The organism is Nocardia vulneris (genome assembly GCF_001613425.1).
Taxonomy (GTDB): domain Bacteria; phylum Actinomycetota; class Actinomycetes; order Mycobacteriales; family Mycobacteriaceae; genus Nocardia; species Nocardia vulneris.
Genome location: NZ_BDCI01000036.1, coordinates 20241 through 32575, shown reverse-complemented (window position 1 = coordinate 32575; position 12335 = coordinate 20241). Strand labels below are relative to the sequence as shown.

The window sequence follows — 12335 nt, the reverse complement described above, 5'->3', positions numbered from 1 at the left end:
AGGAGGCTGGCAGATGAATTCGAACAACACCGCGGACCGCAGCAGCCGCCTGGTCTGCGATCCCGCGGAACTACGCACGCTGTTCCTGTTCGAGAAATTGAACGACGAGCAGCTGGACTGGCTGTGCCGGGACGGGCGGGTCGAGACGATCGAGCCCGGACTGGTCTTCCGCGAGGGCGACCCGGCCACCTGTTTCTACGTGCTGATGGACGGCGAGGTCGTGCTGACCAAGCTGTCCGGCGGTACGGAGATCGAGCTGGTGCGCACCCAGCACCACGGCTCCTACGCGGGCGCCTGGAGCGCCTACCTCGGCGACAAGGTCGACCAGACCTACAACAGCTCGATGTCGGTGACCCGGCCGTCCCGGTTCTATGTGCTCGACGCCGCGATCTTCGCGCAGATGATGCAGGCCTGGTTCCCGATGGCGGTGCACCTGCTCGAGGGCGTGTTCTTCGGCAACCGCAACGCCAACGCCCGGGTCGGCCAGCGCGAGCGACTGCTCGCGCTCGGTTCGCTGTCGGCGGGCCTGACCCACGAGCTGAACAATCCGGCCGCGGCCGCGGTGCGGGCCACCTCCGGCCTGCGCGAACGGGTCGCGGGCATGCGGCACAAGCTGGCCATGATGGCCGACGGCAAGTTCGACACCGCGTCCCTCGGCGCCCTGGTGCGGCTGCAGGAGGAGGCGGCGGCACAGGTGGCCAAGGCGCCCGAGCTGACCCCGATGGAGGCCGCCGACCGCGAGGACGTGCTCGGCGAATGGCTCGACGAGCACGGCATCATCGACGGCTGGAACCTGGCGCCGAACTTCGTGCAGGCCGGCTTCGACGTGGACTGGCTCGAGCGGGTGGCCGGCACCCTGGAGGGCTGCACCGACCAGGTGTTCCAGGGCGCGATCCGCTGGTTGAACTACACCATCGAGACCGAGCTGATGATGAACGAGATCGCGGACTCGACCACCCGGATCTCGTCGCTGGTGAACGCGGCCAAGCAGTACTCGCAGATGGACCGGGCGCCGTTCCAGGTGGTGGACATCCACGATCTGCTCGACAGCACGCTGGTGATGCTGAGCCGCAAGATCGGCGACGGCGTCGAGGTGGTCAAGGAGTACGACCGCGCGCTGCCCGAAGTGCCGTGCTACGCCGCGGAATTGAATCAGGTGTGGACCAACCTGATCGACAACGCGGTGTACGCGATGCAGGGCCGGGGCACGCTCACCATCCGCACCCGGCACGAAAACGACTGTGCCGTCATCGAAATCGGCGATACCGGGCCCGGTATCCCGGAGGAGGTGCGCAGCCGGATCTTCGAACCGTTCTTCACCACCAAGCCGATGGGCGAGGGCACCGGGCTCGGGCTCGACATCTCGTTCCGGATCGTGGTGAACAAGCACGACGGCGATATCCAGGTCGACTCCGAACCCGGCGACACGCGGTTCACGGTGTGGTTGCCGCTGAACCGCAGCGCGGACAATCCCACCGACGAAGCGAACGCACCGACCGCAGGAGAGCAACGATGACACAGGAACTGGAAGGCATCGACCCGGCAGTGGCGCCGAGCGGCACCGGGTGCGTGGAATGCGAACAGGCGCAAGGCTGGTGGGTGCACCTGCGCCGGTGCGCACAGTGCGGGCACATCGGTTGTTGTGACACCTCCCCCGAGCAGCACGCGAGCAAGCACGCGAAAGACACCGGCCACCCGTTCATTCAGAGCTTCGAGCCGGGCGAGGACTGGTACTGGAACTTCCGGACCGAGGAAATGTACGGCGACGGACCCGAACTCGCGCCGCCGACCAGTCACCCCGCCGAGCAGAGCGCCCCGGGCCCGCGCGGTCGGGTGCCCGCGGACTGGCGGGCACACATCCACTGATCCCGCGCAAACCGGTACGCTGCACCGAGCACGCCACGGGCTCGGTTCAGCAAGGACCGCAGGCGGCGTGCCGATCCCACAGCAACCCATCGGGGAAAGCACGGTATGAAGCGAACATCCGCCATCGTCCTCGCCGCCGGGACGCTGGCTTCGGTGCTGGCCGGCTGCGGCCAGTCCTCGACCGATTCCAGCGCCGCCGCGCGGCCGAGCAGCAGCGCACCGGCCGCGGCGAGCAGCACCGCGACGCCGGGCAGTGCCCCGGCCGCCGCGCCCGCCGACCCGTCGAAGACCACCTGCGCCGAGTTCAAGAAACTGGACAACGAGGCGGAGAAGGCGCTGATCGAGCAGCTGCTCGCGCAGCATCCGGACAGCACGTTCGCGGGCAGCCCGAATGTCGCGCTCGGCACCGCGAAGCTGGTCTGCCTGTCCGGCAGTGTCGCCGAGACCCCGGTCGCGGTCGCCGCCGGGATCGTCGCGAAGAACTAGTCCCGGCCACGACCGCGCTCCGGCGCGGCAGAATGGCACGGTGGCAGAACTAGCGCTCACCGCTCGATGGAATCCGTCCGCGGCCGACGCCCGGCGCGGCGTGGTGCGACTGCATCCGGAGGCGCTGGCCGCGCTCGGCCTGCGGGAGTGGGACGGTATCGCGCTGGTCGGCTCGCGGCGCACGGCCGCGGTGGTCGGCGTCGCGCCCGCGGGCACGCCCGCCGGCGTCGCGTTACTCGACGACGTGACGCTGTCCAATGCGGGGCTGCGGGAGAACGCGACCGTGGTCGTCGCGCCGGTCACCGTGTACGGGGCGAAACAGATCTCGGTGAGCGGTTCGGTGCAGGCGACCCGGACCATCCCGGCGGCCACCTTGCGCCAGGCACTGCTCGGCAAGGTGGTCACCGTCGGCGACGCGGTCTCGCTGCTACCCCGCGATCTGGGCCCCGACATCAGTTCCGCCGCTGCCTCGCAAGCACTTTCGCGCACCTTCGGCATCGCCTGGACCACCGAGTTGCTCACCGTCACCGCCACCGATCCGCGTGGGCCGGTCAGCGTGCAGCCGAATACCGCGGTGGTGTGGGGCGCGGGGGTGGTCGCGGCACGCGACGCCGCCGATCGGGCTTCGGCCGGGGAGCCCGTCCCCGCGGGCACCGCCGCCCAGGCCGCGACCGAGGCCGCCGCCTTCGACGGCGCGGCCGCCGTGCACGGCGCGCCGGCGGGCCGGCACGGGGCGGTGCGCGATACCGCGCCGCGGATCACGGTCAAGGATCTCGCGGGCGCGCACAGTCAGGCGACCAAGCTCACGGAGTGGCTGAGCCTGGCCCTCGACGAACCGGAGCTGCTCAAAACCCTCGGCGCCACACCGCATCTCGGCGTCTTGATCACCGGCCCGGCCGGCGTCGGCAAGGCGACGCTGGCGCGCGCGGTCACCGCGCCGCGGCGCATCGTCGAACTCGACGGACCGACCATCGGCGCGGCCGAGAGCGGCACCCGGTTACGCGAGGTCGCCGAGGCGGTCGCCGACGCGTGTTCGGGACAGGGCGGGATTCTGCTGATCACCGATATCGACGCGCTGCTGCCCGCGCAGGCCGAGCCGGTCGCCACCCTCATCCTGGATCAGCTGCGGGCCGCGGTCGCCGAACCGTGCGTCGCCTTCCTGGCCACCACCGCCCATCCCGCCGATGTCGATGCCCGGCTGCGCGCGCCGGATCTCTGCGACCGCGAACTCGCGTTGGCGCTGCCCACCGCCGCAGTGCGCAAATCGCTGCTGGAGCAGTTGCTGCGCCAGGTACCCGTCGCCGAGCTGCGCCTCGACGACATCGCCGCGCGCACACCGGGTTTCGTGGTCTCCGATCTGGCCGCCCTGTGCCGCGAGGCGGCGTTGCGCGCGGCGTCGCGGGCGAGCAAGGAACACACCGATCCGCAGCTGACCCAACCGGATCTGCTCGACGCGCTGACCGTGATCCGCCCGCTGTCCCGTTCCGGCCTGGACGAACCCGCCATCGGCAGCCTCACCCTGGACGAGGTCGGCGATATGGTCGAGACCAAGCAGGCGCTGACCGAAACCGTGTTGTGGCCACTGCGACATCCGGATTCGTTCGCGCGCCTGGGCATCGACCCACCGCGCGGCGTGCTGCTCTACGGGCCGCCCGGCTGCGGCAAGACCTTCCTGGTGCGCGCGCTGGCGAGCACCGGTCAGCTCAGCGTGCACACCGTCAAGGGCGCCGAACTGATGGACAAGTGGGTCGGTTCGTCCGAGCGCGCGGTGCGCGAATTGTTCCAGCGCGCCCGCGATTCCGCGCCGTCGCTGATCTTCCTCGACGAGGTCGACGCGCTGGCCCCGCGCCGCGGGCAGAGCAGCGATTCCGGGGTCGGCGATCGGGTGGTGGCCGCGCTGCTCACCGAGCTGGACGGGGTGGAACCGCTGCGCGATGTCGTGGTGCTCGGCGCGACGAACCGGCCCGAGCTGATCGATCCGGCGCTGCTGCGACCGGGACGGCTGGAGCGGCTGGTCTTCGTGCCGCCGCCGGACAGCGCGGCCCGGCTGGCGATCCTGCGGACGGCGGGTCGATCGGTGCCGCTGGCCGGTGATGTCGATCTGCCCGCGCTGGCCCGCACCCTCGACGGGTTCTCCGCGGCCGACTGCGCCGCGCTGCTGCGCGAGGCGGCGCTGGCGGCGATGCGCCGCGATGTCGAGGCCGCCGACGTCACCGCCGCCGACGTGGCGGCGGCGCGAACCGTGGTCCGGCCGTCGCTGGACCCGCTCCAGGTCGAATCGCTGCGCCGGTACGCGGAGAGCAGAGGCCAGCCGACCAGCAGCGAGGGGCGCTACCTGTAACCCTCGGCGATCAGGTGGCAAACGCGCCGTAAACAGGCCCTTTCTGCCGTTGTTTTCCGCTCGACATACCCCGGCAAAGTGACGGCAATCACAGGCCTGCCCAGTAGGCGCAGGTATGTTCGGCAGGTGCGGCGGATGGGTGAGGCGTTCGACGCGGTCACGGTCTTCTTCGGAGCCGCGGTCGCGGGTGTGACGCTGTTCCTGCCGGTCACCTTCAGCACGGTCCGGGACAGCACGCCCTACCGGATCACCAACCTGATCAGCAGCGTGCCACGCGGCGCCGCCATCGGCGTGATCGTCGCGGTCGCCGTCGCGGTGATCGTGTGCACCGCCGCCCGCCCGGCCACCGCGTGGCTCACCGCCCTGCTCGGCGCGATCGCGCAGCTGATCAACCACATTGCGGGGGAACAGGTTTCCTCCGCCGACATGCTGACCACGCAGAACTACATCGACTCGGTGTGCGCCGGGGTCGTGCTCGGCGCGCTCGGCGCCGCGGTACTGCGCCGAGCGCTGCCCGCGGCAGGTCTGGCGCTCGGTGGCGCCGGCTTCTTCGTGTTCAGCGATCTCTCGGACCTGCTGAACATCGACCTCGACCCCTACGCCGTGCTGGAAACCCCGCCGCGCTGGCTGATCGCCGTGCTACTGGTGCTGCTGGTCTTCAGCACCATGCGCAACTGGTCGGCCACCGTCGACCAGCCACCGCGGATGGCGATCGAACTGCCGATCGCGCCGATCCTCGCGGCGCTGGTGCTCGCACTGGTGATCCTTGCCGTCACCGAATGGCTGACCAAGCAGTTCAGCAACGCGCCCGCCATCGATCACGCGGTCGACCTCGGGCTGGCCGCCGCGGCCACGGTCGCCGCGGCCACCGTGGCGGCCATGCTGTTGCCCGGCCGCGACGGCGCGGCCGTCTATCTCGCCGTCGCGTTGACCGCGGCCGCGGACGCGTTCGGCTACGTGCCCCGGCCGGGCTGGAGCGTGTGGGGCATGGTCGTGCTCACCGCTATCGGCATCCTCGCGGGCGTCCGGATGCCGTCGATGACGCTGGCCATCACACTGATCGCCGGGATCGCGGGCTTCGCCGTACTGACCCCGCCGGACGCGAACTGGCTGCTGTTCGCCGCGAGCAGCGCGGTCCTCGCGCTCACCGCGGGCTACTGCTGCGCCACCGCCCGACCGCGCTACGCGCCGAGCGGCGTGCTGGCGCTCTCGGCCCTCTATCTGCCTTCGGTGGTGACCGCCCTGCCCGATACCGACAAGGCCTGGCACACGCCCGAGGCATCCGGCTACAACAGCACGCCGGGCCGCGCCGCCCTGGCGATCGCGCTCGGCAGCGCGGTCGGACTCGCCGTGCTGTACCGGTTGCGGCCCCGCGGGCGGCCGCGAGCGAGCGGATCGACGACCGACGCGGCGTTAGCGGATATATAGCCTGACCAGCGCCGGATGGCCGACGCCATACCCGACGGGAAGCGGAAAGTCCCAGGCTCCAAGTAGGATTGTCCCGCACGACCCCGCCGCCCCTACCGGACGGAGTGCAGTTTGCTCGCAATCCTGCTAGCCATCGCCGCCGCCGCGCTCGTCGCACCGCTGTGGGTGAAGGCACTGGGGCGCAACGCTTTCTACGTGCTGGCACTCGTGCCGCTCGGCTGCCTGGGCTGGGTGATCGCGAATTGGGGTAGCACACAGCAGGTTCGGCTCGCCTGGGCGCCGAGCATCGCGATGAACATCGACCTGCGCTTCGATTCGCTTGCCGCGATCATGGCCGTGCTGGTGCTGGGTATCGGCGCCCTGATCCTGGTCTACTGCGCCCGATATTTCGAGGACGACGAGCCGCGGCTCGGAGTGTTCGCCGCCGAACTGGTGGGCTTCGCCGGTGCCATGTTCGGGCTCGTGACGAGCGACAACATGCTGCTGCTGTTCGTCTTCTGGGAAGTGACGACCGTGCTCTCGTTCCTGCTCGTCGGCCACAACGCCGAACAGGCGAACAGCAGGCGTGCCGCGATCCAGGCCCTGCTGGTGACCGCCGCGGGCGGGCTGGCGATGCTCGTCGGCCTGATCGTGCTCGGCGAGGTGAGCGGCAGCTATCTACTCTCCGAGCTGCTGGCCCGGACCGACCCGCCCAGCGGTCTCGCGGTGAACGTGGCGCTGGTGCTGATCCTGGTCGGCGCGCTCAGCAAGTCCGCGGTGGTGCCGCTGCACTTCTGGTTGCCCGGCGCGATGGCGGCGCCGACTCCGGTCAGCGCGTACCTGCACGCCGCGGCCATGGTGAAAGCCGGTGTGTACCTGGTGGCGCGGCTGGCCCCGGTGTTCGCGGACAACCCGGTCTGGCATCCGCTCGTGCTCGGCCTCGGCGTGGCCTCGATGCTGCTCGCCGGGTTGCGCGCGATGGAGGTGGCCGACCTGAAACTGGTGCTCGCGTTCGGCACGGTGAGCCAGCTCGGCTTCCTGATCGTGCTGGTCGGCGTCGGCACCCCGGCGGCGGCGCTGGCCGGAGTCGCGCTGATCGTCGCGCACGCGCTGTTCAAAGCCTGTCTGTTCATGGTGGTCGGCATCATCGATCACAGCGCGGGCACCAGGGACCTGCGCCGGCTCTCCGGGCTCGGCCGCAAGGCGCCGGTGCTGTGCGGCATCGCCGTGCTCGCCGCGTTGAGCATGGCGGGGCTGCCGCCACTGGTCGGGTTCGTCGGGAAGGAGAGCGCGCTCGGCGCGATCCTGGACGCGGACAACCTCGCCGAACCGGCCAGGGTGGCGCTCGCCGTCGGCGTGGTACTCGGCTCGATGCTGACCGTCGGCTACAGCATCCGTTTCGTCTGGGGCGCCTTCGCGGACAAGCCGGGACAGCCGACCCCGCACGGCGCGCACCGCGCCCGCCGCGTCACCGAATACCTCGACGCGCCCGGCACCGCGACCGCCGACAAGCCGGATCACCAAGGGAATTGGCACGCACCCGGTGCGCTGTTCCTGGCCGCGCCCGCGATCCTCGCGGTGGCGAGCCTGGTCGCGGGTCTGGCCGCGCCCGGGTTGGACCGGCTGTTGCGCCCCTACGCGAAAACGCTGCCGGAGGAACTGCTTTCGCACCTGGCGCTCTGGCACGGCGTGAATCTCGCACTGCTGCTGACCGTGCTGGTGATCGCGGGCGGTATCGCGCTGTTCCAGCTGCGCGACCGGCTACGCGACCCGGCGCACCCGCGCCTGGGCAACGCCGACCGCGCCTACGACGCCACGCTGCGCGCGATGGATCGGCTGTCGCTGCGGATGACCGGCGCGGTGCAGCGCGGCTCCCTGCCGTTGAGCCAGGCGACGATCCTGAGCACGCTGATCATCCTGCCCGCGGTCCTGCTCGCGGTCGGCACCCGCACCGGAGTCGAACTGCGCCTGTGGGATTCGCCGTTGCAGGCGGTGATCGGCGGCATCATGATCGCGATGGCGCTCGGTGCGACCGTGCTGCGCAACCGGCTGGCGGGTGTGCTGGTGGTCGGCGTCACCGGTTACGGCTGTGGCGTGATCTTCGCGCTGCACGGCGCACCCGACCTGGCGCTCACCCAATTCCTGGTCGAGACACTGACTCTGGTGATCTTCGTGCTGGTGCTGCGCGCCTTCCCCGCCGAGATCGAGGAGGGCAAGGCGACCGCGTTCAAGGCCCGCCGCGCGATCCTGGCGGCGCTGGTCGGCACGGCGGTCACGGTCTTCGGCGCGTTCGCCACCGCGGCCCGCACCGCCGAACCGATCTGGCACCGGATCCCCGATGCCGCATACCAATTCGGCGGCGGCAAGAACGCCGTCAACGTGCTGCTCGTCGATATCCGCGCGTGGGACACCCTCGGCGAGATCTCGGTGCTCGTGGTGGCGGCCACCGGCGTGGCCTCGCTGGTGTTCCGCAGCCGCCGGTTCGGCAGCGCGCCGCGCGCCGCCGATTCGCCGCACTACGACCCGGATCTGGTGAGCTGGCTGCCCGCCGGACGGCTGGTCGATCGCGCGGACCGGTCGATGGTCATGCAGATCACCACCCGACTGGTGTTCCCGACCATCATGGTGCTGTCGGTGTATTTCTTCTTCTCCGGGCACAACGCACCCGGCGGCGGGTTCGCGGGCGGTCTCACCGCCGGGCTCGCACTGACGCTGCGCTATCTGGCGGGCGGGCGCTACGAGCTCGGCGAGGCGCTGCCGGTCGACGCGGGCCATCTGCTCGGCGCCGGGCTCACCCTGGCGGCCGGAACCGCGGGCGCCTCACTGTTTTTCGGTGCGCCGCCGCTGTCGTCCGCGATCTTCGAGGTGACGCTGCCGGTGCTCGGCCACATCAAACTGGTGACCGCGTTGTTCTTCGATCTCGGCGTCTACCTGATCGTCGTCGGCCTGGTGCTCGACGTGCTGCGCAGCCTCGGCGCCCGCCTCGACAGCGAGCTGGCCACCAGCGAAACCGCCACGGCGAAGGGAGGTCCCACGTCATGACGGCGAATCTCACCCTGCTGATCGTGATCGGCGTGCTGGTCGCGTGCGGGGTCTATCTCATCCTCGAGCGCGCGGTGTCGAAGATGCTGCTCGGCATGATCCTGTTCGGCAATGCGGTGAACCTGCTGATCATCACGCTGGCCGGGCGGGACGGGCGCGCGCCGATCCAGGGCCAGACCGACACCACCCACCGCGACACCGCCGACCCGCTGGCCCAGGCGATGGTGCTCACCGCCATCGTCATCACCATGGGGATCGCGGCGTTCGTGCTCGCGCTCGCCTACCGCTCCTTCACGCTGACCACCACCGACGATGTCGAGAACGACCCGGACGATGTGGACGTGGCCCGCCGGCGCGAGCGAGAGGATCCGGAAGATTGAGCCTCTCCCCCGACCTGCTGCGCACCCTGATGCCGCTGCCCGTGCTGGTGCCGCTGCTCGCGGCCGCGGGCACGCTGGTCTTCGGCCGCAGGCCGCGCACGCAACGCGTGATCATGTTGAGCGCGCTCACCGCCGTGGTCGTCATCTGCGCTTTCCTGCTGTATCTGACCGACCGCCACGGCACCACCGCGGTGCAGGTCGGCAATTGGGAGACGCCGATCGGCATCACCCTGGTGGCGGATCGGCTGTCCGCGGCGATGCTGCTCGTCTCGTCCATCGTGCTGCTCGCCGTCGCGGTTTACGGTGCGGGCCAGAACATCCGCGACGGCGACCAGCGCCAGCCGACCTCGATCTACCGCCCCACCTATCTGGTGCTCACCGGCGGCGTCTCGGCCGCCTTCCTCGCCGGTGACCTGTTCAACCTGTTCGTCGGCTTCGAGATCCTGCTCGCCGCCTCGTTCGTGCTGCTGACCGTCGGCGGCACCGCGGCCCGCATCCGCGCCGGCGTGTCGTACGTAATGGTCTCGATGCTCGCCTCGCTGATCTTCCTGACCGGCATCGGCATGACCTACGCGGCCACCGGGACGCTGAACCTGGCCCAGCTGGCGGAGCGGATCGGGGCGGTGCCGGAGGGCATCCGCGCGGCCATCTACGCCGTGCTGCTGGTGTCGTTCGGGATCAAGGCGGCGGTGTTCCCGCTGTCGAGCTGGCTGCCCGACTCCTACCCCACCGCGCCCGCACCGGTGACCGCGGTGTTCGCCGGGTTGCTCACCAAAGTCGGTGTGTACGCGATCATCCGGACGCATTCGCTGCTGTTCCCCGGCGGCGAATTCGAGTCCATCCTGCTGGTGTGCGGACTGCTCACCATGCTGATCGGCATCCTCGGCGCGATCGCGCAGAGCGATATTCGCAGGCTGCTGTCGTTCACGCTGGTCAGTCACATCGGCTACATGGTGTTCGGGGTGGGGCTGGCCAGTGTGTCCGGCCTGGCCGGCGCGGTGTTCTATGTGGCGCACCACATTCTGGTGCAGACGGCGTTGTTCCTGGTGGTCGGCCTGATCGAGCGGCAGGCAGGCTCGACGTCGTTGCGCCGACTCGGCGGGCTGGCCGCGGCCAGCCCGGTGCTCGCCGTGCTGTTCCTGATACCGGCGCTGAATCTCGGTGGTATTCCACCGTTCTCGGGATTCATCGGCAAGGTGGCGCTGCTACAGGCGGGCGCGCAGGACGGCAGCGTGCTGGCCTGGGTGCTGGTGGGCGGCTCGGTGCTGACCAGCCTGCTCACGCTGTACACCGTCGCGCGGGTGTGGAGCAAAGCGTTCTGGCGGCCGCGCGCGGAAGCGCCGGAAGGCCACCTGTCCGCGGCGAACACGCCGACGCTGATCGAGGAATCGACCGACGTGCTGTACGACGAACGCACCGATCCCGGCCGGATGCCGCTGTCGATGGTCGCCTCCACCGCGGCCCTGGTCGCGGTCGGCCTCAGCCTGACGGTGCTCGCGGGCCCGATGCTGCGCATCGCCGACCGCGCCGCCGCGGATCTCGCCGATCCCGGCGTGTATGTCACCGCGGTACTGGGTGATTCGCTGCCCGCGGAGCCGGAGGGACGCCGATGACCACCCAGCGTTGGCAACGCGGGGTCAGCCGCGAGGGCGCGGTGCGCGTCGGCGTGCTGAGCTGGCTCACGCTGGTCTGGATCGCACTGTGGGGCGATCTCAGCGTGGCCAATCTGCTCGCGGGGATCGCGGTGGGCGCGCTGATCATGGTGGCGCTGCCGCTGCCGCGGGTGCCGGTGGGCGGGCGGTTGCATCCGCTGTCGCTGCTCCAATTGGTGTTCGTCGCTTCGTATTACGCGATCGAGTCGAGTGTGCAGGTGGCCTGGTTCGCGATCCGCCCGGCCGCGCCGCCGGTCTCCGGGGTGCTGCGGGTCTATCTGAGCACCAAATCCGATCTGGTGCTGGTGCTCTGCGTGGACCTGCTGAACCTGATCCCGGGCACCATGGTGCTCGAGATCGACCGGCGGCGTTGCGTGGTCTACGTCCACGTGCTCGACGTCAGCAGCGACGAAGCGGTGGACAAGTTCTACCGGACCACCCGGCGCCTGGAGAAACTGCTCATCTCGTCGTTCGAGCGCCATGCCGAATGGCGTTCCAGCGCAACGCCCCCGGAGGTGCTTCCGTGACCGTCGTCGCCATCGTGGCAGGGGTGATGCTGACCGTTGCCGCCGCGCTCACCAGCTATCGCATTCTCGCCGGACCGAGCACACTGGACCGGGTGGTCGGCATCGACTCGCTGATGGCGATCGCCGCGTCCGGTCTCGCCGTCTGGGCGGCCTACAGCCAGGACACCACCCTGCTGCCCGCGATCATCGCGCTGGCCCTGGTCGGTTTCCTCGGCTCCGCCGCCGTATCCCGCTTCCGCGTCCGGGACGACCAGTGACCCGCACCCACCCGACCTCCGGAGCCGGCCGATGACCCTGTGGCAGTGGCTGTCCGCCGCGCTGATCCTGTTCGGCGCGACCCTCGCGCTCACCGCGGCGATCGCGATCGTGCGCTTCCCCGACACCCTCACCCGCATGCACGCCGCCACCAAACCCCAGGTGGTCGGCCTCATCCTGGTCCTCGCGGGCGCGGCCATCGAACTCTACGGCCACGGCAACGTCTGGGCCCTCGTCCTCGTCGGCCTCTTCACCTTGCTCACCGCCCCCGTAGTAGCCCACCTCATCGGCCGCACCGCCTACCGCGAACAACGCCACCGCGACGGCCTCCTCACCGTCAACGAACTGGGCAACGAAATAGACAACTGACCGATCTTTG

Annotated in this window: 11 protein-coding genes; all 11 read left to right on the top strand. The window is 70.1% G+C overall.

Going from position 1 to position 12335, the window contains the following annotated elements; all coding sequences use genetic code 11:
• Window positions 1-13: 13 nt before the first annotated feature.
• Window positions 14-1516 carry an ATP-binding protein gene (locus NVU01S_RS32020; RefSeq protein WP_052280442.1) on the top strand — a complete coding sequence of 501 codons (1503 nt, stop codon included), beginning with the start codon at window positions 14-16 and terminating at the stop codon, window positions 1514-1516.
• Window positions 1513-1866, top strand: coding sequence for a UBP-type zinc finger domain-containing protein (locus tag NVU01S_RS32015; protein ID WP_029894004.1), 354 nt, complete (start codon window positions 1513-1515; stop codon window positions 1864-1866). Before NVU01S_RS32020 ends, NVU01S_RS32015 begins: the two co-directional genes overlap by 4 nt.
• Window positions 1867-1971: 105 nt before the next feature.
• Window positions 1972-2352: a hypothetical protein gene (locus NVU01S_RS32010; RefSeq protein ID WP_043668256.1), complete on the top strand. Its 381-nt coding sequence runs from the start codon at window positions 1972-1974 to the stop codon at window positions 2350-2352.
• A 40-nt stretch (window positions 2353-2392) separates the two neighbouring features.
• Window positions 2393-4693, top strand: a complete 2301-nt coding sequence (locus tag NVU01S_RS32005; RefSeq protein WP_043668253.1) for an AAA family ATPase — start codon at window positions 2393-2395, stop codon at window positions 4691-4693.
• A gap of 135 nt (window positions 4694-4828) precedes the next feature.
• Window positions 4829-6121 (top strand): hypothetical protein, encoded by a 1293-nt coding sequence (locus tag NVU01S_RS32000; RefSeq protein WP_043668250.1) that lies wholly within the window; start codon window positions 4829-4831, stop codon window positions 6119-6121.
• Between the two features lie 111 nt (window positions 6122-6232).
• Complete coding sequence (locus tag NVU01S_RS31995) at window positions 6233-9142, top strand: Na+/H+ antiporter subunit A (RefSeq protein ID WP_043668247.1); 2910 nt, start codon at window positions 6233-6235, stop codon at window positions 9140-9142.
• Entirely contained in the window at window positions 9139-9522 is a 384-nt protein-coding gene (locus NVU01S_RS31990; protein ID WP_014988725.1) for a Na(+)/H(+) antiporter subunit C, read from the top strand. Before NVU01S_RS31995 ends, NVU01S_RS31990 begins: the two co-directional genes overlap by 4 nt.
• Window positions 9519-11135: a Na+/H+ antiporter subunit D gene (locus NVU01S_RS31985; RefSeq protein ID WP_043668244.1), complete on the top strand. Its 1617-nt coding sequence runs from the start codon at window positions 9519-9521 to the stop codon at window positions 11133-11135. The genes NVU01S_RS31990 and NVU01S_RS31985 overlap by 4 nt, the downstream gene beginning before the upstream one ends.
• Window positions 11132-11701: a Na+/H+ antiporter subunit E gene (locus tag NVU01S_RS31980; RefSeq protein ID WP_043668241.1), complete on the top strand. Its 570-nt coding sequence runs from the start codon at window positions 11132-11134 to the stop codon at window positions 11699-11701. Before NVU01S_RS31985 ends, NVU01S_RS31980 begins: the two co-directional genes overlap by 4 nt.
• On the top strand, window positions 11698-11958 hold the full coding sequence (locus tag NVU01S_RS31975; RefSeq protein ID WP_043668530.1) for a monovalent cation/H+ antiporter complex subunit F: 261 nt from the start codon (window positions 11698-11700) through the stop codon (window positions 11956-11958). The genes NVU01S_RS31980 and NVU01S_RS31975 overlap by 4 nt, the downstream gene beginning before the upstream one ends.
• Before the next feature lie 31 nt (window positions 11959-11989).
• Window positions 11990-12325: a monovalent cation/H(+) antiporter subunit G gene (gene mnhG / locus NVU01S_RS31970; RefSeq protein WP_042260222.1), complete on the top strand. Its 336-nt coding sequence runs from the start codon at window positions 11990-11992 to the stop codon at window positions 12323-12325.
• Window positions 12326-12335: the final 10 nt, after the last annotated feature.